Source organism: Roseateles sp. P2_H4, from assembly GCF_056403315.1.
Window position 1 is genome coordinate 1 of the sequence record NZ_JBFUFR010000059.1, and the last position, 21,596, is coordinate 21,596.

The 21,596-nt window shown below is 69.4% G+C and carries 17 protein-coding genes; 12 read left to right on the forward strand and 5 right to left on the reverse strand.

Annotation, left to right across the window (positions count from 1 at the left end; translation table 11 throughout):
• From AC1DW3_RS28340 to AC1DW3_RS28355, 4 genes are all read left to right on the forward strand, one after another.
• The coding region (locus AC1DW3_RS28340) for a DUF885 domain-containing protein (RefSeq protein WP_477937199.1) at nt 1-1,263 on the forward strand (1,263 nt) is incomplete at its 5' end.
• A 592-nt stretch (nt 1,264-1,855) separates the two neighbouring features.
• Complete coding sequence (locus AC1DW3_RS28345) at nt 1,856-2,509, forward strand: hypothetical protein (protein WP_477937201.1); 654 nt, start codon at nt 1,856-1,858, stop codon at nt 2,507-2,509.
• 100 nt (nt 2,510-2,609) lie between these two features.
• Nucleotides 2,610-4,436: a S8 family peptidase gene (locus AC1DW3_RS28350; protein WP_477937203.1), complete on the forward strand. Its 1,827-nt coding sequence runs from the start codon at nt 2,610-2,612 to the stop codon at nt 4,434-4,436.
• 121 nt (nt 4,437-4,557) lie between these two features.
• Nucleotides 4,558-5,205: a GNAT family N-acetyltransferase gene (locus AC1DW3_RS28355; RefSeq protein WP_477937205.1), complete on the forward strand. Its 648-nt coding sequence runs from the start codon at nt 4,558-4,560 to the stop codon at nt 5,203-5,205.
• Here AC1DW3_RS28355 and AC1DW3_RS28360 read toward each other — a convergent pair.
• The 4 genes from AC1DW3_RS28360 to AC1DW3_RS28375 form a co-directional block, all read right to left on the reverse strand.
• Nucleotides 5,202-6,332, reverse strand: a complete 1,131-nt coding sequence (locus AC1DW3_RS28360) for an ATP-binding protein (protein ID WP_477937207.1) — start codon at nt 6,330-6,332, stop codon at nt 5,202-5,204. The genes AC1DW3_RS28355 and AC1DW3_RS28360 overlap by 4 nt on opposite strands.
• Nucleotides 6,326-7,039: a response regulator gene (locus AC1DW3_RS28365; protein WP_477937209.1), complete on the reverse strand. Its 714-nt coding sequence runs from the start codon at nt 7,037-7,039 to the stop codon at nt 6,326-6,328. The genes AC1DW3_RS28360 and AC1DW3_RS28365 overlap by 7 nt, the downstream gene beginning before the upstream one ends.
• A complete protein-coding gene (locus AC1DW3_RS28370; RefSeq protein ID WP_477937211.1) occupies nt 7,036-7,935 on the reverse strand; it encodes a dioxygenase family protein in 900 nt (299 codons plus the stop codon). Before AC1DW3_RS28370 ends, AC1DW3_RS28365 begins: the two co-directional genes overlap by 4 nt.
• Before the next feature lie 695 nt (nt 7,936-8,630).
• Entirely contained in the window at nt 8,631-9,878 is a 1,248-nt protein-coding gene (locus tag AC1DW3_RS28375) for an ANTAR domain-containing response regulator (protein WP_477937213.1), read from the reverse strand.
• A 195-nt stretch (nt 9,879-10,073) separates the two neighbouring features.
• Between AC1DW3_RS28375 and AC1DW3_RS28380 the strand changes: the two genes are divergently transcribed.
• The 3 genes from AC1DW3_RS28380 (at nt 10,074) to AC1DW3_RS28390 (ending at nt 12,390) form a co-directional block, all read left to right on the forward strand.
• The gene (locus tag AC1DW3_RS28380; protein ID WP_477937215.1) at nt 10,074-11,333 is read left to right on the forward strand and encodes an MFS transporter; all 1,260 of its coding nucleotides are present in this window, start codon (nt 10,074-10,076) and stop codon (nt 11,331-11,333) included.
• 61 nt (nt 11,334-11,394) lie between these two features.
• Nucleotides 11,395-11,859 (forward strand): hypothetical protein, encoded by a 465-nt coding sequence (locus tag AC1DW3_RS28385; RefSeq protein ID WP_477937217.1) that lies wholly within the window; start codon nt 11,395-11,397, stop codon nt 11,857-11,859.
• 66 nt (nt 11,860-11,925) lie between these two features.
• Nucleotides 11,926-12,390 carry a hypothetical protein gene (locus AC1DW3_RS28390; RefSeq protein WP_477937219.1) on the forward strand — a complete coding sequence of 155 codons (465 nt, stop codon included), beginning with the start codon at nt 11,926-11,928 and terminating at the stop codon, nt 12,388-12,390.
• Here AC1DW3_RS28390 and AC1DW3_RS28395 read toward each other — a convergent pair whose 3' ends face one another.
• On the reverse strand, nt 12,391-14,142 hold the full coding sequence (locus AC1DW3_RS28395; RefSeq protein ID WP_477937221.1) for a bifunctional protein-serine/threonine kinase/phosphatase: 1,752 nt from the start codon (nt 14,140-14,142) through the stop codon (nt 12,391-12,393).
• 195 nt (nt 14,143-14,337) lie between these two features.
• On the opposite strand from AC1DW3_RS28395, the gene nirB reads away from it, so the two are divergent.
• From nirB to cobA, 5 genes are read left to right on the forward strand one after another with little or no spacing between them, the layout of a single operon-like run.
• The gene (gene nirB / locus AC1DW3_RS28400; protein ID WP_477937223.1) at nt 14,338-16,788 is read left to right on the forward strand and encodes a nitrite reductase large subunit NirB; all 2,451 of its coding nucleotides are present in this window, start codon (nt 14,338-14,340) and stop codon (nt 16,786-16,788) included.
• Complete coding sequence (locus AC1DW3_RS28405; protein WP_477937225.1) at nt 16,788-17,570, forward strand: type IV pili methyl-accepting chemotaxis transducer N-terminal domain-containing protein; 783 nt, start codon at nt 16,788-16,790, stop codon at nt 17,568-17,570. The genes nirB and AC1DW3_RS28405 overlap by 1 nt, the downstream gene beginning before the upstream one ends.
• 5 nt (nt 17,571-17,575) lie before the next feature.
• Nucleotides 17,576-17,959, forward strand: a complete 384-nt coding sequence (nirD, locus tag AC1DW3_RS28410) for a nitrite reductase small subunit NirD (RefSeq protein ID WP_477937227.1) — start codon at nt 17,576-17,578, stop codon at nt 17,957-17,959.
• A gap of 30 nt (nt 17,960-17,989) precedes the next feature.
• Nucleotides 17,990-20,734 (forward strand): nitrate reductase, encoded by a 2,745-nt coding sequence (locus AC1DW3_RS28415; RefSeq protein WP_477937229.1) that lies wholly within the window; start codon nt 17,990-17,992, stop codon nt 20,732-20,734.
• On the forward strand, nt 20,731-21,480 hold the full coding sequence (gene cobA, locus AC1DW3_RS28420) for a uroporphyrinogen-III C-methyltransferase (RefSeq protein ID WP_477937231.1): 750 nt from the start codon (nt 20,731-20,733) through the stop codon (nt 21,478-21,480). The genes AC1DW3_RS28415 and cobA overlap by 4 nt, the downstream gene beginning before the upstream one ends.
• Nucleotides 21,481-21,596: the final 116 nt, after the last annotated feature.

Below are 21,596 nucleotides of genomic sequence, written 5' to 3' on the forward strand. Positions count from 1 at the left end.
GACCAGGCCATTGCCAACATGCGCATCGGCATGGCGCGCGGCATCACGCAGCCGCGGCCGCTGATGGAGCGCGTGCTGACGCAGCTCGACGCGCTGACCGCGACCGACGCCAACCCCTTCATGCAGGCCGCCGCCCGCCTGCCCGAGGCGGCCGAGTCCGAACCCCTGCGCGCCGCCTATGCCCGCACCGTCAACGACGAGATCCGCCCGGCGCTGACGCGCCTGCGCCACTTCATCGCCGAGACCTATCTGCCGCGCAGCCGCGCAACAGCTGGCCTGTCGGCCCTGCCCGGCGGCGCGGCCTGGTACCGCGCGCTGGTCAAGGCCCGCACCACGACGGACCTCGGCGTGGCCGACATCCACGCCCTCGGCCTGCGCGAGGTGGCACGCATCCAGCGCGAGATCGCGGCCGTGCAGGCCGAGTTCGGCGACACGGGCTCGCAATCGGACTTCCTCGCCCATGTCGGTGAGCGGCCCGAGCTGCGGCCCTTCAAGACCCAGGCCGAGGTGCTGGCGGCCTATGCCGCGCTGAACCGCGACATCGAGGCCCGCCTGCCGCGGCTGTTCCGCCATGCACCGCGCGCGCGGCTCGAGATCCGGCCCGTCGACCCGCTGCGCGTCGCCACCGCCTCCGACGCCTACACGCCGCCGGCCCAGGACGGTTCACGGCCCGGCGTCTTCAACGTCGTCGTGCGCGACGCGGCGAACTACCCGACGCCCGGCATGGCCTCGCTGCTGCTGCACGAGGGCCAGCCCGGCCACCACTACCAGATGGCCTCGCAGCAGGAGCTGGACCTGCCGCGCTTTCGGCGTTTCCTCTGGTACGGCGCCTATGGCGAGGGCTGGGGGCTGTATGCGGAAAGCCTGGGGGGCGAACTGGGCGTCTACGGTGACCGCGCCGCGCGGCTGGGCCGTTTGACCAACGAACTGCACCGCGCCGCGCGCCTGGTGCTGGACACCGGCCTGCACGCGCTGGGCTGGACGCGCGAGCAGGCCATGCGCTACGAGCGGGAGGCCGAAGGCTATGACGAGGCCGAGGCGCGCCGCTATGTCGAGCGCTATATGGCCTGGCCGGCCCAGGCCCTGGCCTACAAGATCGGCGAGTTGCGCATCCTGGCGCTGCGCGAACGCGCCCGCGCCAGGCTCGGCGAGCGCTTCGATGTGCGCGACTTCCACGCCCAGGTGCTGGACGCCGGTGCGCTGCCGCTGAGCCTGTTGGAGCGACGCATTGACGCCTGGCTGGGCGCGTCCGATCGGCAATGATCGACGCGAGGGCCTGAGCCCGCCGCCGGCCGAGGGAGGGCCACCAGATGCTTGACCACTCCGAGCTGCTGCTTGCCTGGGCTGAAGGCGTCGCCGCGCCGAGCGCGTGGATCAAGGCCCTGGCCGCCCCGCCACACTGGCTCGGCTCGCCGGCTGGGCCTTGCGGCCCACCGAATACCTGACGAGCACGCCACTGCAGCAAGCGGTACCGCCCGCCCTAGCCGCCGGGCCACGGCGCCGACTGCACGGCCGAGGCGCTCGAAGGCCGCTTGCAGGCTGGCCAGGCGCGAACCGCGGGCGGCGAGCGGCAGATCGAGCTCGAGGCTTGGATCCATGTCTTCCCTTCGATTCGGCCCTTTGATGAAGCCATGCCGACGGGCACTCCAAGGCCTGTGGGCATCACCGGGTCGAAGGGCCGGCACAGGCAAACCGATGGAACCTGACCCCCCGGGGATCGGGGGGAGAAAGCCCCTGCTTTGCCTGCCCCGTGGCAACGTCCATCACACAGCGCTCACCAAGCATCAGCACGACGCCGGCTGAATAGAGCGCGGGAGGGTTCCAACCGGCGTCGCACCGTAATCGGGAGGAGTTGATGTTGCGTCTCAAGCCTTTGCACTGGCTGCTGGCCTTTGCTGCCCTGTTCGCCACCTGGACCGCGCAGGCCACGGTGATCTTCACCACCACCTACGCGCTGACGAACGCCGACCCGAGCCAGTTGGGCCGCTTGTCGCGCTCCGGCGTCCCTCAGGACTGGACCATGAGCGTGCCCTTCCCGGGCGAAATCAACCCCGCCACGTCCTACCACTATCAGACCTTCACGCTGGATCTGGACGGTTTGATGACCGGCTTCACTTTCGGCCAGTACCTGCAAGTCTCGGTGGACTACGGTGCCGGCAGCTCCGACTTCGTGGCGGCCTACCTGGACAGCTACAACCCGGCCGCCAAGGGCACGGGATGGCTGGGCGACACCGGCTTCAGCGGCAACCAGTTCGGCAACCCGGACTACTTCCAGATCATTGCCGGCAGCGGGCACGACCTCGTGCTGCTGCTCAACGACACGGATGGCGTGATCAATGCCAGCAACGATTCGGTGACCATCATGGTCGAGGCCTTCACCGACACCTCGTACACCGATCTCGCAGCCTTGCCGCCGCCCGGCAGGCTTCCCGAGCCGGCCAGCCTGGCGCTGGCGGCGGTCGCCTTCGTGGCGATGACCCGCGCACGGCGTCGTCGCAAGGCCAGCTGATCCCAGGGCCTCAGCCCAGCCACTGCGCGGCGGCAGTGGCGATGGCTGGCCACGCCCGCCGCGTTCGTACCCCCCTACCGAGCCCAGCAGGAGCAAGTTCATGACCTCGAACAGGTTTTCGACGGCTATACGCCGCCTCGCCCTCATCGCCCTCGCCATCGCCGGCGCACCGTTCGCGTCCGCCCAGGTCAGCGACGCCGCCAAGCCCGACCTCGACAAGCTGCCGGCAATGACGACCGTGCGGGCCATCATCAGCGAGAAGCTGCAACGCAACGCCGCGCAGAAGAAGCTGCACACCGACCTGCTGTTTGCAGGCAAGGCCGCACGCGGGCAGCGCGTCAAGGGACTGGAGGGCGTGTATGGCGACGCCACCGCTCGAGCCGGCGTGGACGCGGCGGGCTCGGTCACGGTGGACGTGAAGGGCAGCATTTCCGAGGCGATGAAGTCGCGCGTCCTGGCCCTGGGCGGCACGATCATCAATTCCCACCCCGAGTTCGGCGCCATGCGGGTGCAACTGCCGGTGGCGGCCGTCGAAACGCTGGCCGAGGATGGCGGCGTGACGCAGGTGACGACCGCGGAGCAGTACCAGCTCAGCGTCGGCTCGCTGACGACGCAGGGCTACATCAGCCACAAGGCCAACGTCGCCGGCTTCACGGGCGCCGGCGTCAAGGTGGGTGTGCTGTCCGACAGCGCCTCGCCCGCCCGCGTCGCGGCGCTGATGGCCAGTGGCGACCTGGGGCCTGGCACCACGGTGCTGGAGGCCAGCAGCGGCACCGACGAGGGCACGGCGATGATGGAAATCGTCCAGGACCTCGCGCCCGGCGCACAGATCTTCTTCGCCACCGCCAACGGCGGCCAGGCCCATATGGCGGCCAACATCCTCGCGCTGCGCGCGGCTGGCTGCGACATCATCGTGGACGACGTCAGCTACTTCGCCGAAGGTGCCTTCCAGGACGGACCGATCGCGCAGGCGGTCAACACCGTCACCGCTGACGGTGCGCTGTATTTCTCGTCGGCCGCCAACAGCGGCAACCTCACGTCCGGCACGTCGGGCACGTGGGAGGGCGACTTCCTCAACGGCGGCGCCATCACAGGCCCGATCGCCGCGGCCGGCGAGACCGGCGACATCCACAACTTCGGCACGCCGGGCTCGCCAGTGCTGTTCGATACGCTGACGGTCTCGACGCGCTTCGTGTCGCTGAAGTGGTCCGACGCGCTTGGCGCCTCCGGCAACGACTACGACCTGTTCCTGCTGAACCCCGCCGGCACGACGCTGACCGCCTTCTCCGCCGCCGCGCAGACCGGCACCCAGGACCCGGTCGAGATCATGTCGACGGCAAGCACCTTCGCGGCCGGCTCGCGCCTGGTGGTGGTCAAGTTCAGCGGCGTTGACCGCGCCCTGCGCCTGGACACCCACCGCGGCCAGTTGAACATCCGCACCAACGGCTCGACCTTCGGCCACAACGCCGCGGCCAACACGGTCAGCGTGGCCGCCGTCGGCTGGAACTCCGCCAAGACCGGCACCAAGCCCTTCGTCGGCGGCGCAGCCAACCCGACCGAAACCTTCAGTTCCGACGGTCCGCGCAAGATCTTCTTCAACCCCAACGGCACGGCTGTCACGCCGGGCAACCTGCTCTACGCGACCGGTGGCGGCGCGACGCTGGCCAAGCCCGACATCGCCGCGGCCGACGGCGTCACGACCAAGACGCCGGGCTTCAATCCCTTCTACGGCACCTCCGCCGCGGCGCCGCACGCGGCCGCCATCGCCGCCATCGTCAAGTCCGCCAAGCCCAGCCTGACGAGTGCGCAGATCCTGACCGCGATGAAGGCCACAGCGCTGGACATCCGTGGCGCGGGCATCGACGCCGACTCCGGCGTGGGCCTCGTGATGGCCAAGGAAGCCGTCGACTATGCGCTGACGCACTGAGCGCCGGCCCCGGCCCCGCTGCCGGGCGATCCCAGGCCACCGCACGCGGTGGCTTTTTTTTGTCTTGAGGCCATGCCTCTGCTGCCATGTTTCGCCCGCTCGACCGCCTAAGCTGAGGCGCATGGATCTCGATCGAATGGATGACACGACGCTGCTCGCGGCCTGGGGCCGCGGCTGGGCGCTGTCGCGTGGCACCGCGCAGCCGCAAGCGCTGGAAGACGGCGCCTGGCGCATCGCCGTGGGCCAGCCGGGTCACATTGAACGCCATCTGCTGCCCGCCTGGCTGCTGCCCCGGCTACGTGCCTGGGCTGAGCGCGAGGCCCGTCCGGGCCTGTGGCTCAAGGTGCTGGCCGACCCCGTCGCACTGGCCTTGCCGGCCCCATGGACCGTGCATGCAACCGAATACCTGATGAGCGCACCGCTGGACGCCAAACCTCAGCCCACCCTGGCGCCGGGCTACCGCCTGGACTGGGTGACGGACGGACCGAACGCCGAATGCCATGCGCTGGCCGCCGATGGCGAAGTCGCCGCGCGCGCCCGCGTGGCCTGGAGCGGCACGCATGCGGTGTTCGATCAGGTCGTCACGGCCGCCGCCCACCAGCGCCGCGGCCTGGCGCGACAGCTGCTCGCGCGGCTCTACGACCTCGCCCGCGGACAAGGTGCCGGTACCGGCGTGCTGGTGGCGACCGAGGAAGGCCGGGCGCTCTACACGGCGCTGGGCTGGCGCGTGAATGCACTCGTCACCGCAGCCAGCGTCGACGCTCTCTAGAACACCACCTCGGCCCGCAGTCCGCCCTCGGGCCGGTTGCTCAGCACCAGCAGCGCGCCCTGGCGGCGCACCAGCTGCTGGGCGATGTACAGGCCCAGCCCCGTGCCGCCGGTGGCGCGATTGCGCGAGCCCTCGACGCGGCGGAAGGGTTGGCGCACGCGCTCCAGCTCGGCCTCGGGAATGCCGGGGCCGTTGTCTTCGACGACGAGGCGGGTCACACCGGCCGCAAGGTCGACGCTGACCTGGGCACTGCCGGCATAGCGCAAGGCATTGCCGACCAGGTTGTCGACGACCCGGCGCAGCGCGACCGGGTCGGCGCTGACGACGGCCGGCGGGCCTTCGAAACTGACGCGGGCACCGGCCTCGGCCAGATCGTCGACGGCCGACTGGGCCAGGGCCGACAGGTCGATCTGCTGGGCCGCGGTCATCTCTGCAGGCCGAAACACCTCGATGACGCTCTCCACCAGCCGGTTCATCTCGCGGATGTCTTCCACGCAGCGCTCGCGCACGCTGGCCTCGACCTCACCCGTCTCCAGCCGCAGCCGCATGCGCGTCAAAGGCGTGCGCAGGTCGTGCGAGATGGCCGCGATCATCAGGCCGCGCTCCTCGAACTGTCCGCTCAGCTCGGCGGCCATGCGGTTGAAGACGGCAGCGGCGTCGCGCACCTCGCGGGTGCCCTCGTCCTCGTTCAGCTCGGGCGCCGGCCGCCCCTGGGCCAGGGCGGGCGTCAGCTGCTGGGCCGCGCTGACCAGGCGGCGCACTGGCTGGGCCAGCCAGCGCGACCCCCACCAGGCCGCCAGCGCGATGACCAGCAGACGCACGCCGTAGTCGATGAGGCTGGAGCCCCAGGGCAGATTCGGCGGCAGCGACGGGAAGGTCGGCATTCGACCCACCGGTTCACCGCGCGGCGGCGGGCCGGCGTCATCAAAGCCGTCGCGTGGCGGGGGCATGGGGCGGGCACCGTCCGCATGCATGGGTGGCGGTGGCGGGCGGGCGCCCATGCCGGGGCCTTGCAGCGTCTGCGACACCAGGCTCCAGGCCGCCAGATGGCTCAGCGCCAGCGCGGCCCACATCAGCAGGAACAGGCGCAGGCCCAGGCGATCCCAGTCCTTCCAGGGTCTCAGCACGGGCTCACCTCGGCGTCGAAAAGATAGCCCTCGCCGCGCACCGTCCGGATGGTGCTGGGCTCGCGGGCCGTGTCGCCGAGCTTGGCGCGCAGCCGCGACACGGCCAGGTCGATGCTGCGGTCATTGACCTCGACGCCAGGCGCACGGGTCAGCTCGATGAGCTGGTCACGGCTGAGCACCCGGCCCGGGCGCTGCGTGAAGGCGGCGAGCAGGCGGAACTCGGCGCTGGACAGCGCGATGCCGACGTCCTCGTCGTTGATGAGCTGGCGCGTCATGCGGTCGAAGCGCCAGCGGCCGAAGCGCAGCAGGCGCGTGTCCTCGGCCAGGGTCTGGCCGCCCTTGTGGGCGCGCCTCACCAGGGCCTGCAGGCGCGCGACCAGTTCGCGCGGCTCAAAGGGCTTGGCGAGGTAGTCGTCGGCGCCGAGCTCCAGGCCGACGACGCGGCTCATGGTGTCGCCGCGCGCCGTCAGCATCAGCACCGGCGGTGCGTCGGCCTGCGTGCCCAGCCAGCGCAGCAGCACGAGGCCGTCCTCGCCGGGCAGCATCAGGTCGAGCACGATGGCGTCGACCTTGGCCGCAGCCATGACCTGCCGCATCGCCCCGCCGTCGGCCGCCGCACTGACCTGCCAGCCAAAGCTCTCCAGATAGGCTTTCAGGCTGATGCGGATCTCGGCGTCATCATCGACAACGAGGCAGTGTCCATTCATACGGCGATGCCTACTTTCAAACGGGCGACGTAGCCGGCGCTGACGGAGCCGGTCATCGTCGCGAGCTGCGTCGAATAGCCGTCGCTGAAGATGCCATCGGTCGACAGGCTGATGGCATTGTTGTTCGCCGCGCTGTTGCCATAGCCGCTGGTGGCGTAGACGGCGGTGTTCGAGTCCGACGGGAAGCACAGCTGCGAGGTGCGCAGCTTGTTGTTCCAGTTCGTCGCCGTCGTCGTGCTGCGGTAGAACTCGAAGTGGATGTGCGGCACGCGGCCCGAGTAGCAGCCCGGGTAGATGGTCTGGAAGGTGGCCAGGCCGTCGCTGCCGGTGGCCTGCACGCCGCGCAGATAGTTCTCGCCGGTCACGCCGCTGGAGTACATGGAGTAGCGGCCCAGCGCGTCGCAATGCCAGAGGTAGATGGCATAGCCCGACAGGTCGGCGCAGGAGGCATTGGTGTTCACGAGCTCGATGATGACCTGAAGCGGCACGCCTGTGGCGACGCCGCTGGCGCTGCCCAGGCTGGAGCGGATGTCGCTGCGCACGATGCCGGACAGGGCCAGCACATTGGCGACGCTGCCATTGGCCGTGTTGGAGCCGTCGCCCGGGTAGGGGCCTTCGGTCTCGGACGGAATGACGGAGCAGCTGCTCGTCGTCGTGGAGCCGCCGGTGGAGCCGGTGGAGCCCGACGAGGAATCGCTCGTCGTTGCGCTGCTGCCCCCGCCACCACAACCGCCCAGCGCGATCGCGCCTGCGCCGGTGAGAGACATGGTGCCCGCACCCAGCAGCCAGCGCAGCGCGGCGCGGCGCTCGAAGCTCTGCTGGTGCAGCCGGCTCAGGTCGTGGGCCAGGCCCAGGTCGTGGTCATGCTGGGGGTCGTGGTCGTGGTCGTGGTGCATTGCGGCTCCTTCAGGTGTCGGATGGAGGCATTGCAGCGCCGCGATGTATCGGGGGGATCGGCAGATTGTGTCGGGATGGACATATGGTCTTGGTTGCTTTTGCGTTTGTCCTTTCGACTCGCGTGCAGTGCCGCGGGAATCCGCCCCGCGAGGGCGGGTAACTTTCTTCTGACGCGCCAGAAGAAAGTCACCAAAGAAGGAGCGCTAATGCAATCCGCACTCGAGCGGGATGAGGCGCTCGCAAGCTCGGAGTAGCCSCGGGCCTRCAAGCGAACCGCTGCGCTCTCGCACACGACTTGTGAAGAGCACCAGCGATCGCGCCTTCAAGCCAGTTAACGCCGGCTGCACGCCCGGCTCATCAAAACAGCCCAATGCAGCGTCGCCCGGGCGACGCGGCTGTTCGGCATTTCCTGATGAGCCCGGCGTGCAGCCGCGCGTCGAACGGGCCGCCGGTGCGATGCATCCGGCTCGTCACAAGTCGTGTGCGAGAGCGCAGCGGCTCGCTTCTTGTCGCAATGCCAGTGAGCGTTTTCGCGCGCCGCTGATGGCGGCGTCGTGCTGGTGTGCGGTTCAGGGCCTCTTCTTTGGTGACTTTCTTCTGGCCCCGCAGAAGAAAGTTACCCGGCCGCCGGGACGGACTCCCGGCAATGCACCGAGCAGACACGCCCTACGCAAAAGCATCCAACGAACCCACCTCACCCCAAGATCAACTGCAACGACCCCTGCAACGCCTGAATCAACACTTCCAGCGCCTGCAACAGCCTCTCGCTGCCCTGATGCATGCGCTGCACCGCATCGCCCTGCTCGACACGGAGGCCGCGCAGCAGCAGCAGCCAGGCCTCATCGACATCCTTGAACGCGGGCTGCAACGCCGGCCCAGCCAATGGGGCCGCGCGCACAAGCTCATAGGCCTTGATGAATTCATCCAGTCCGACAGCCAGCCCGCTGGTGTCACGGCCCGGCATGACCTGGGCGAGCAGGCCCTCCTTGGCCAGGCGCTGGCTCAGCAGGCGCAGCCGCGTGACCTGGGCCAGCAGGCCGACCGGCCGCTGGCCCGCACGCTCGGACAACTTCGCCACCAGCACCTCGCTGCTTTCCAGCAGGCGCTGGGCGGCACGGTCGCTGCGCGTCAGATCGGGCTGGCGATTGGCGAGGGCTGCGTCCAGCTGGGTCCAGGCGGCCGACACGGCGGACAGTTCCTCGGCGAAGTCGCTGCGCAGCAGCTCGCCCAGGCGCGCCAGGTTGGCGGCCACGCGTTCGGCCGAGGTGTCCAGCAGCGCTTGCGCCTCGCGGCGCTCCGGCGGCGCCAGCTTGGGCCATTGGCGCAGGGCCTGCAGCTTGACGAGGCGCTGGCTCAACATGCGCTGGGCACCGGCACGCTCCAGGGCCTCGGCCAGCTCCGAGGTGTGGACGACGCCACGTGCCACCTCCGGCAGCTTGGACTGCGTCTGCATCGCGGTGTTGCGCAGCAGCGCGAAGGCGGCCGCCTCGTCGATGCCGCGCGCCTGCATCAGCAGGCCCTTGGCGCGCTCCGTCCATTTGCGCTCGTCGAGCTTGGCCTGGGCGGCCTGCTCACGCGACTGCTGCTGGGCCGCCAGGTCGCGCGACCACAGCAGCGCCTCCGCCAGCACGCCGGCGTCGATGTCGACGGGCAGCCATTGCACGACGCCACGCGCCAGCACGGCCCGCCTCTCGGCCTCGGCGGGCGGGGGCGACAGCAGCACCACCGGCAGGCCAAAGGCCCGCTCCGAGTGCGCAAGCTGCGCCAAGGCGGTGCGATCCGGGCACCAGAGCAGGCCCAGGCCCGGCCCGTCGGCGGGGGCGCCGAGCTCGGAAACGGTGCACAAAGACCAGCCCAGGGCCCGCAAAACGGCGGCTTGAGGGGGCAGTTCGGGGCTGCAGAACAGCGTGAGCGACAGAGGAGCGGGAGCGGTGGCTGACATGGTTCCGGGATTCACGCCCCAAAACGGCGCAAGAAACAGGCCAGCGACGTTGCTGGCAGGCGGGCATGAGGTTTGCAAGTATCGGCCGTGGTTCCCGCAATGGTGCGGGCGCCCTCCCGCTGCATGTCCTTGCCGCCCAGGCACGCGACCGGTGGGTTGGCGTGGGCGCGTGCAGCCAGCACGATAGAGCCCAAGATGTCCGCATTCCAGACCTTCAAACGCGCCGGCCACAGCCCCACGCTGTTCGCCGCCTTTCTGTACTTCGCGTTCTCCTGCTGCATCTGGGTGCTCAATGGCGCGTTGGCGCCCTTCATCAGCGAGACCTACCACCTGACGCCGGCCCAGAAGGGGCTGATGCTGTCGATCCCCATCATGGCCGGCGCGTTGATGCGCTTCCCGCTCGGCCTGCTGTCCCAGTACATCGGCCGCAAGAACGCCACGCTGGTCGAGATGGGCATGATCGCCGTGGCCATGCTGTACGGCTTCTTCATGGTCAAGAGCTACGACGACCTGCTGGCCATGGGCGTGCTGCTGGGCATCGCCGGCGCGAGCTTCGGCGTCGCGCTGAGCCTGGGCTCGGGCTGGTTCCCGCCGCAGTACAAGGGCCTGGCCATGGGCCTGGTGGGCGCGGGCAATGTCGGCACGGCCGTGTCGGTGCTGGTGGCGCCGCCGCTGGCCCAGGCCTACGGCTGGCAGACGGTCTATGCCTTCGCGGCCGCGGCCATCCTGGTGCCCATGATCGTCATGGTCGTCTTCGCCAAGGAGCCGCCCGATGTCGACTCGCACGCCTCGCTGCGCGAGCACGTCGCCTGCCTGTTCGAGAAGGACGGCTGGGCCTTCAGCCTGATCTATGGCGTGACCTTCGGTGGCTTCATCGGCCTCACCACCTTCCTGCCCACCTACTACTACGACCAGTTCGGCGTCTCCAAGGTGCAGGCCGGCCAACTGACCATGCTGGCGGCCTTCATGGGTGCAGCGGTGCGTGTCATCGGCGGCGCGCTGTCGGACCGCTGGGGTGGCGTCAACGTGCTGACGTTGGTGCTCGTCGTCGTTGCGGTCACGTTGACCGGTGTCGGCATGGCCAGCGGCTCGCTGGTGCTGACCACGCTGCTGCTCATCGCCTGCTTCGCGGCCCTCGGCGCGGGCAACGGCGCCCTGTTCCAGTTGGTGCCGCTGCGCTGGCCCGCGGCCACGGCCGTGGCGGGCTCGATGATCGGCGAGATCGGCGCGCTGGGCGGCGGCCTGGTGCCCAACCTGATGGGCCTGTCCAAGCAGCATGCCGGCACCTACCTCTGGGGCTTCGTCGTCTTCGCCGTGCTGGCGGTGCTGATGCTGTTCGTCATGCGCGTCATGCAGATCCGCTGGACGCGCACCTGGGCCGAAAAAGGTGGCCGCGCGCGCCGCGCTGCGGAGGTATCCAAGGAAGCCGAGCCGGTGCATTACCAGCGCGTCTGAGCCCCCTATGCCCCTGGCGTGAGGGACAGCCGCAGGCGGATCGCTGGGCACACTGCGGCCCATGAAACCCTTCGTTGCCCTCACCCTTCTCGCCCTCGCCGCAGGCGCCCAGGCCGGCGTCAGCTGCAAGTTCGGCGGCGCCGCCATCAACGTCTCCGACAGCCTGGCCGACCTCAGCCACTCGCCCGTGGGCAAGCGCGACGCCAACGGCAAGCTGTCGCTGTTCCGCCTGCTGACGCTGGACGAGTCCGAGGGCGATACCAACAGCATCGAACTGAAGACCGTCGACGTGACCCGGCCCGGCGACTACGTGCTGTCGGTCGAACCGGGCTGGCGCTCGCTCGTCAATGTGCGCGGCAAGCGCGAAAAGGTGAGTGGCGGCAAGTTCCACATCACGCAGTTCGAGGTGAAGGACACGGTCGCCCACGCCGTCGGCACCGTGGAGTTCACGAGCGAGACAACGCGCGGCAGTTGCAGCTTCGACGTGCAGGCCCAGGCCATCAACCGCGACCGGCTGGGGCTCTGAGCCCAGGGCCACGTCCCAACTGAGGGGGACAGGGGCCGCATGCGACCGTCGGCACACTGCGGCGGCATGAAGACCCTCATCGCCCTCACCCTCTTCGGCCTGGCCGCCAGCGCCCAGGCCGGTACCAGCTGCAAGATCGGCGGCGCCGACATCCGCGTCTCCGACAGCTATTCCGACTTCAACTACTCGCCCAGCGGCAAGGCCGGCGCCACGGGCAAGCTGTCGCGCTTTCGGTTGATGACGCTGGACGGCGGCGAAGCCCCGACCAGCAACGTCGAGCTGAAGACCGTCGACATCACGGGACCCGGTGACTACACCCTGTCCATGGAGTCGCTGTGGCGCTCGGTCATCCGCGTGCAGGGCAAGAGCCAGCGCGTGACGGCCGGCAAATTCCACTTCACGCGCTTTGAAATGAAAGACGCCGCCGGCCGCGCGGCAGGCACGGTCGAGTTCACGACCGACCAGACCAGCGGCTCCTGCACGTTTGACGTCGAGATCAAGGGCATCAACCGCGACCGGCTGGGTCTCTGATCATTTCGGCAGGAAGACGAGCCAGGCAATCAGCAGCAGATTGAGGATCAGGGACAGACCCAGGGCAATCTGCCAACCCGACACCGTGTCGTGCGATGACCTGACTGGACGCGTTGCTGCCGGCTGATCCCGCGCCGCCAGGCGCTCCAGCGCCAGCAGCAATTCATCGGCCGTCTCGAAGCGGGCCTTGGCCTCGCGCGCGACTGCGCGCATGACGAGACGGTCGAGCGGCATCGGCACACTGGGCTGCAGCCGGCTGACGCTGGCCGGCTCGCGCTTGTAGCGCGCCAGCTGGTAGGGCTCGATCTCGCCATAGGGCAGGCGGCCGGTCAGCGCCTGATACAGCGTCACACCCAGCGCAAACAGGTCGGAACCGGCGTCGGCCGGGACGGGTGGGTCCTGCCATTGCTCGGGGTTGATATAGCTGGGCGTGCCGGCATGCAGCTCGTGCGAGGCCGCCGGCGCGCGTGAGCTCAAGGCCACGCCGAGGTCCAGCACGCGCCACTGGCCGTCGTCGCCGAAATGCAGGTTGGCGGGCTTGATGTCGCGGTGCACGACGCCGGCCGCATGCAACAGGCTCAACGAGCGAGCGACGGCGCTCGCCAGCGCCTGTGCCTGGGCCACATCCAGCGGGCCTTTGGCCAGCAGCTGCTCCAGCGTGTGGCCGCCATGCCAATCGAACACGGCATAGAAATGGGTGGCGCCGTCGGCCGGTGCATGCACGCGCACGAAGCCACTTTCGCCACCACCACGCCGCCGGTGCCGCGGCGCCTCGGCCAGGCGCAGGCCCAGCCAGATCTCGTGGGCCAGCATGGCGCGCTCTTCGGGGTCGTCGGCGCGGCCCGGGCGCAGCATCTTCAGGGCCACGAGGCGCCCCGTGGCCAGCTCGCGCGCCTGCAGGAGGCGGTGCACGCCGTTGTCGGCCACGACGGCGGTGACCTGGTAGCCGTCCAGCGTTGCACCGACACCGAGCGGCCCGGGGCTGGGCAGGGTTCGGCCGAGCGCCGCGAGATCGTTCAGGCCCGGGTCCGCAAGGTCCTTCACATCCAGCACCAGGGCGGTCGCGTTGTCGTGGCTGCCAGCCGCCAATGCCGTGGCGGTCAGCGCATCGGCCGCCGCCTGGGCGCCGGGCGTCGTGCGCAGCACATCGGCGATCTGGCGGCTGCGCAGGGCGCCATGCACGCCATCGCTGGTCAGCAGCAGGCGGTCGCCCACCTTGAGCTCGCCGGCGCTGTGGTCCAGGCGCAGCGCATCGTCCAGGCCCAGGGCGCGCGTCAGGCCGGCGAAGTCGCGGCGCTCCATGCGGTGGTCCTGCGTCAGCAGCAGGCATTGACCGTCGCGCAGCAGCCAGGCGCGGCTGTCGCCCACATGGGCCAGCGCATAGCGGCGGCCGCGCAGCGCGAGGGCGGTCAGCGTCGTCAGCGCTTCGCGCGGCTGGCCATCGGCCCCGGGGCGGCGGTTGTGGGAGGCCAGCCAGGCGTTCTGGTGGCCGAGCAGGCGATCCAGTGCCACGCTGGTATCCCAGTCAGCCGGCACGCCATGGAAGTCGCGCAGCAGGCTCATGACCGAGGTCTGGGCCGCCATCAGGCCGTCGCCATTGGAATGCTCGCCACCGCTGACGCCATCGGCCAGCGCCGCCACCCAGCCGCGCTCGGCCTCGTGCGCAGCCGGCGCCTGCACGCCAGCGAAGTCCTCGTTGCGAGGACGCTTGCCTTGCAGGCTGGACAGGCCGGTGTCGAGTTCGAAGCGCATGCGCGTGAGTGGATCACCAACGGGGTGCTTGCCCGCTCTTGGTGCGATTTTTGGGGTGAGTGCACCCGCACCGGGCCGGAAACCGCTTCGGTGTGGGGCGCTGTCGGCCGTGGAACACGGTGCAGCGGGGAAAACGGCCAGCTTCATCGCTGGCACATGGCTTGCAAAGCAATTGACAGGCCACAGGAGTACGGCATGAAAAAGATGAAGCTGGTGATGGTGGGCAACGGCATGGCCGGCGTGCGCACGCTGGAGGAGCTGCTGAAGATCACGCCGGATCTCTACGACATCACCGTCTTCGGCGCCGAGCCGCATCCGAACTACAACCGCATCCTGCTGTCGCCGGTGCTGGCCGGCGAGCAGACGATCGACGAGATCATCCTGAACCCGCTCTCCTGGTATGAGGAGAACGGCATCACCCTGCATCTGGGCAAGACGGTCACCGAGATCGACCGCGTGCGCCGTCGCGTCATCGCGGCCGACGGCACGGTGGCCGAGTACGACCGCCTGCTGATCGCCACCGGCTCCAACCCCTTCGTGCTGCCCGTGCCGGGCAAGGATCTCGAAGGTGTCATCGCCTACCGCGACATCGCCGACACCAACGCGATGATCGACGCGGCCACGAAGTACAAGCACGCCGTCGTCATCGGCGGTGGCCTGCTCGGCCTCGAAGCCGCCAACGGCCTGATGCTGCGCGGCATGCAGGTGACGGTGGTGCACCTGGTCGACACGCTGATGGAGCGCCAGCTCGACGGCGTCGCCGGCGACCTGCTGCGCAAGTCCCTCGTCGACCGCGGCCTGAACTTCATGCTCGGCGCGCAGACGCAGGAGCTGGTGGCCGGTCCCTCGGGTCGCGTCCAGGCGATCAAGCTCAAGGACAAGGACGGCCAGGTCCTCGACGTGCCGGCCGACCTCGTCGTCATGGCCGCCGGCATCCGCCCCAACACCGGCCTGGCCGAGAAGGCCGGCCTGCACTGCAGCCGCGGCATCGTCGTGACGGACACCATGCAGACCGTCACCGACCCGCGCGTCTACTCGGTCGGCGAGTGCGCGGCCCACCGCGGCATTGCCTACGGCCTGGTGGCGCCGCTGTTCGAGCAGGGCAAGGTCTGCGCGACCCATCTGGCCCAGTTCGGCATCGGCCGCTACCTGGGCTCGTCGGTCAGCACCAAGCTCAAGGTGACGGGCATCGACCTCTTCAGCGCCGGCAACTTCACCGGCGGCGCGGGCACCGAAGAGATCGTCATGAGCGACCCCTTCGCCGGCGTCTACAAGAAGCTCGTCATCCAGAACGACCAGCTCGTCGGCGCCTGCCTGTATGGCGACACGGTGGACGGCGGCTGGTATTTCAAGCTGCTGCGCGAGGGCCGCAAGATCGGCGACATCCGCGACAAGCTGATGTTCGGCGAGGCCGGGGCCAATATCGGCGACGTCGGCCACCAGGGCGTCAATCGCGCCGCGGCGATGGCCGACACCGACGAGGTCTGCGGCTGCAACGGCGTCGCCAAGGGCGCGATCTGCAAGGCCATCCGCGACAAGGGCCTGTTCACGCTGGACGAGGTGCGCAAGCACACCAAGGCGAGCGCGAGCTGCGGCAGCTGCACCGGCCTGGTCGAGCAGCTCATCATGTTCACGGCCGGCGGCGACTATTCCGCCACGCCCAAGAAGAAGGCCATCTGCGCCTGCACCGACGCCAGCCACCAGGACACCCGCGACGTCATTGCCAAGGCCCATCTACTGACCTCGGCCGAGGTCTTCCGCGCGCTGGACTGGAAGACGCCCAACGGCTGCGCCACCTGCCGCCCAGCCGTCAACTACTACCTGATCTCGACCTGGCCCAAGGAGGCCGTCGACGACCCGCAGAGTCGCTTCATCAACGAGCGCTCGCATGCCAACATCCAGAAGGACGGCCGCTACTCGGTCATCCCGCGCATGTGGGGCGGCGAGACGACGAGCTCCGAGCTGCGCCGCATCGCCGACGCGGTGGACAAATACCAGATCCCCACCGTCAAGGTCACCGGCGGCCAGCGCATCGACCTGCTGGGCGTCAAGAAGGAAGACCTCGTCAACGTCTGGAAAGACATCGGCATGCCCTCGGGCCATGCCTATGCCAAGGCGCTGCGCACCGTGAAGACCTGCGTAGGCTCGGAATGGTGCCGCTTCGGCACCCAGGACAGCACGCAGATGGGCAAGGACCTTGAACGCGCGCTGTGGCGCATGTATGCGCCGCACAAGGTCAAGATCGCCGTGTCGGGCTGCCCACGCAACTGCGCGGAGGCCGGCATCAAGGATGTCGGCGTCATCGGCGTCGACTCGGGCTGGGAGATCTATGTCGCCGGCAACGGCGGCATCAAGACCGAGGTGGCCGAGTTCTTCTGCAAGCTGAAGACGCCCGAGGAGGTGCTGGAGTACAGCGGCGCCTTCCTGCAGCTCTACCGCCTGGAGGGCTGGTATCTGGAACGCACGGTGCACTACGTCGCCCGCGTTGGCCTGGACCACGTCAAGAAGAAGATCCTCGAGGACGCCGACAACCGCAAGGCGCTGTGGGCGCAACTGCAGTTCAGCCTGGACGGCGAGCCCGACCCCTGGTTCGACTTCGGCCCCGCCCATGTCGACCTGCGCCAGTTCGAGAAGGTGGGGGCGTGATGCTGAACCGACGCGTCATCCTTCTTGCAGGCCTCACTGGTTTGACTGCGGGCCCCGCACTGGCCCAGGGCCGCATCAACCAGCTCGGCGAAGCCATCGACAAGTCCGGCGCCCAGCGCATGCTGAGCCAGCGCATGGGCAAGGCCTGGCTGGGGCAGCTGCGCCCGGAACTCGCCCCACGCGCTCGCGCCGTGCTGCAGGCCAGCGAGGCGCGCTTCGAACGCCAGCTGCAGGAGCTGCTGGCCTTTGCGCCCACCCCTGAGATCGCCGGCAGCTACAAGGCCATGCAGCACCGTTTCGGTGACTACCGCGCCTTGCTGCAGAGCAAGCCCAGCGCCGAACGTGTCGACGAACTGCTGCAGGCCTCGGGCGAAATGCTCAGCCTGGCCCAGGTCGCCACCGGCCAGTTGCAACAGCGCTCCGCTGCGGCGACCGCCATGCTGGTCAATATGTCGGGCCGGCAACGCATGCTGTCACAGCGCCTGGCCCTGTTCTTCATGGCGGGCCAGCAAGGCGCGCGGCCCGACCTGGTCGCCAAGGAAACCGTCAAGGCCCGCGCCGAGTTCGAGACCGCCATGCGCGTGCTGGGCTCGGCCCCCGAGGTGACGCCGGCCATCCGCGACAACCTGGAGCTGGCGCGCAATCAATGGGTCTTCCTGCAATCGGCGCTGGGCGGTGAAAGCCAGGGGCCGGAAGCGGCCAGCAACGTCTTCGTGGCGAGCGAGAACCTGCTCGCCGTGATGGAAACCGTGACGGGGCAGTTTGCCCGCCAACTGGGGTGATGACCATGGACGACTGGACCCGCATCTGTGCGCTGCAGGACATCCCCGTGCTGGGCTCGCGCCGCGTGCAACGCCCCGTCGGCGTCGACGTCGCCGTGTTCCGCAATGCCGAGGACGAGGTCTTCGCGCTGCTGGACCGCTGCCCGCACAAGGGCGGCCCCTTGAGCCAGGGCATCGTCTTCGGCAAGAGCGTGGCCTGCCCGCTGCATAACTGGACCATCGGTCTGAACGACGGCAGCGCCCGCGAGCCTGATGAGGGCTGCACGCCGAGCTTTCGCGTGAAGCTGGAGGGCGGTGCCGTCTTCCTGCTGCAGACGGAGCTGGACACCTTGGCCCTGGATATGCCGGCGCCTGTGGCCGGCCCGAAGATTTCGATTGCGGTGGCGTAAGAGGCTGAGACCCACCCGCCTGAGAAGAACATGAGCGAGACAAAGTCCACCTGCCCCTACTGCGGCGTCGGCTGCGGGGTCGTCATCGAGCACGACGACACGCAGATCACCGGCGTCCGCGGCGACCCCGACCACCCGGCCAACTTCGGCCGGCTCTGCACCAAGGGCACCAATCTGCATCTGACGGCCACGCCGGTCGTCATCCAGCACCAGCGCCTGCGTGAGCCCGCACGCCGCGCCGCGCGTGGCGCCCAACCCGAGGTCATCGGCTGGGACCAGGCCAACCGCGAGATCGCCGACAAGCTGCTGGCCATCCGCGCCGAACATGGTCCGGAATCCATCGGCGTCTACATCTCCGGCCAGCTGCTGACCGAGGACTATCACGCCTTCAACAAGCTGGCCCGCGCCGTCATCGGCACACCCCACATCGACTCCAACTCGCGGCTGTGCATGAGCTCGGCCGTCGTCGGCTACAAGCAGTCGCTCGGAGCCGACGCGCCGCCCTGCAGCTACGAGGACATCGAGCTGGCCGACTGCGTGCTGATCAGTGGCGCCAACCCGGCCTGGGCCCATCCCATCCTGTTCCGCCGCCTGGAGGCCGCGAAAAACAGCAAGCCGGGCCACAAGCTCATCGTCATCGACCCGCGCCGCACCGAGACGGCCGAGCTGGCCGACCTGCATCTGCAGATCCGCCCCGGCACCGATGTGGCCCTGTGCCACGGCCTGCTGCATGCCGTCATCTGGCAGGGCTGGACGGCGGGCGACTTCATCGCCCAGTCCACCAAAGGCTTCGATGCGCTGAAGGAACTGGTGCGCGACTGGGCGCCCTCGCGCGCCGCCCAGGTCTGCGGCGTGAAGGAAGCCGACATCTGGCAGGCCGCGGAATGGTTCGCCACCGCGCCTTCGTCACTGAGCCTCTATTGCCAAGGGCTGAACCAGAGCAGCAGCGGCACGGCCAAGAACACGGCCCTGATCAACATGCACCTGGCCACCGGCCAGATCGGCAAGCCCGGCGCCGGCCCCTTCTCGCTGACCGGCCAGCCCAATGCCATGGGCGGCCGTGAGAGCGGCGGCATGGCCACACTCTTGCCCGGCCACCGCGACCCGGGCAAGGCCGAGGACTGGGCCGAGATCGAGACGCTCTGGGGCGTGCCCGAGCTGCCGGGCAAGCGCGGCCACACCGCCGTCGAGATGTTCGAAGCCGCCGCGCGCGGCGAGATCAAAGCGCTGTGGATAGTCTGTACCAACCCGGCCCAGTCCATGCCCGACCAGGCCACCGTGCGCCAGGCGCTGGAGCGCTGCGAGCTGGTCATCCTGCAGGAAGCCTTCGCCCACACCGCCACGGCCAAATACGCCGACTACCTGCTGCCCGCCGCCACCTGGGGCGAGAAGGAAGGCACGGTCACCAACAGCGAGCGCCGCATCAGCCGCGTGCGACCGGCCGTGCCGGCGGCCGGCGAGGCGCGGGCCGACTGGCTCATCGCTCGCGACATTGCCGCATTGGTCGACGCCGGCCTCGGCCGCGCGCCCCGCATCGCCGTCGACAAGGCAGAAGACCTCTGGCTCGAGCACCGCGAGGCCACGCGCGGCCGCGACCTCGACATCACCGGCCTGTCCTGGATCACGCTGGATACCGAAGGCCCGCAGCAGTGGCCCTACGTCAACGGCCCCACGGCGCGCCTGTACACCGACGGCCGCTTCGCCACCGCCGATGGTCGCGCGCGCTTCATCACCAAGGCCTACCAGGCCACTGCCGAGATGGCCACGCCCAAGCGGCCATTTGCTTTGACCACCGGCCGCATGCGCGACCAATGGCATGGCATGAGCCGCAGCGGCAGCGTGCCACGCCTGTTCGCCCACGAAGGCAAGCCGCTGGTGCGCATCAACCCGAGCGACGCCGCACGCCGCAAGCTGGCCGAAGGCGAACTCGTGCATGTGCGCTCCAAGCGCGGCGAGCTCGTGCTGCCCCTCAAGCTCGACGAGAACGTGCCGCTGGCCGGTGCCGACATCGCCATGCACTGGGGCGACGAATTCATCGGTGCCCAGCTCGGCATCAATGCCGTCACGCAAGGCGCCTTCTGCCCCGACTCCAAGCAGCCCGAGCTGAAGTTCAGCGCCGTCGCCATCGAGCCGGCCGACCTGCCCTGGCGCCTCAGCGCCTGCGCATGGGTCGCGCCCCCGGACGGCCCGCGCCTGCGCGAACAGCTGCGCGCGCTGATGCCGCGCTTCGGCTATGCGCATTGCCTGCCCGAGCCGGCCAAGGGTGAGCAGGTGGGCTGGGCGTTTGAAGCCGCCTGCGCCGAGGCGCCCTCACCCGAACTGGTTGCGGAACTCGGCGCCGTGCTGGGCCTGAACAGCCCCGCCGTGCTGCGCTATGCCGATGCCCAGCGCGGGCGACTGCGCCTGCTCAATCTCGATGGCGACGATCTGCAGACCGCGCCGCTGCAGGCCCTGCTGCGCGTCGGCCAGCACGACGAAGGCGCCTGGCTTGTCGATCTCTGGCGCGAGCGCACGGCCGCATCCACGGTCGGCCGCTGGCTGCTGTCGCCCGGCGCACCGCCGACCAACCCCGCTGCCGCGGCCAGCCCCCAGGTCTGCAACTGCTTCGACGTTCGCGAGGACGTCATCCGCCTGACGCTGTCGCACTGCAGCGGCAGCCCCACCGAGCGCCTGGCACAGCTTCAGTCAGAGAAGCGCTGTGGCACGCAATGCGGCTCCTGCCTGCCGACGCTGCGCCGCCTGGTTGCCACGACACCTGAAGAGGTCCCCGCATGAACCACACCGTCTCTCTTGTTGGCGCCGGCCCCGGCGACCCGGAACTGCTGACCGTCCGTGCACTCAAGCGCATCGAAGGCGCGGATGTGGTGCTGGCCGACGACCTGATCGACCCGCGCGTGCTGGCCCTCGTCAAAGGCCGCCTGCTGCGCGTCGGCAAGCGCGGTGGCTGCATCTCGACGGACCAGCACTTCATCCACGCGCTGATGATCCGCGAGGCCCGCGCCGGCCACCGCGTCGTGCGCCTCAAGGGCGGCGACCCCTTCGTCTTCGGCCGCGGCGGCGAGGAAGTGGATGCCCTGCGCGAAGCCGGCCTCGACGTCGAAGTGGTCAGCGGCCTGACCAGCGGCATCGCCGGCCCGGCCGCCGTCGGCATCCCGGTGACGGACCGTCGCGCCTCGCCCGGCGTCATCCTCGTCACCGGCCACCCCGGCGAAGGCCGCGCCGAGCCCGACTGGGCGGCGCTGGCCCGCACCGGGCTGACCCTGGTCATCTACATGGGCGTGGCCCGCGCGGCCGACATCACGGCCCAACTGATCGCAGCCGGCTTGAAGGCCGACCTGCCGGCGGCCATCGTCAGCGCAGCGCACACGGCGCAGCAGCGCCATGCGGTGACGACACTGGCCGGCCTGCCCGACTGCATCGCTCGCGAGGGGCTGAAGAGCCCGGCCTTGCTGGTCATCGGCGAGGTGGTCGCCCATGCGGCGCTCGATGCGGTGCAGCATGGCTTGCGCAATGTCGGCTGAGCAGCCCGCTCGTCGCTGGTCCCGACCCCGACGAGAGCAGCTTCAGGCGGCGGCTCGCCGCACCTGGGGACGCGGCAGTACGCCCGAATCTCGGTATCGAGGTCGATGACGCTCTC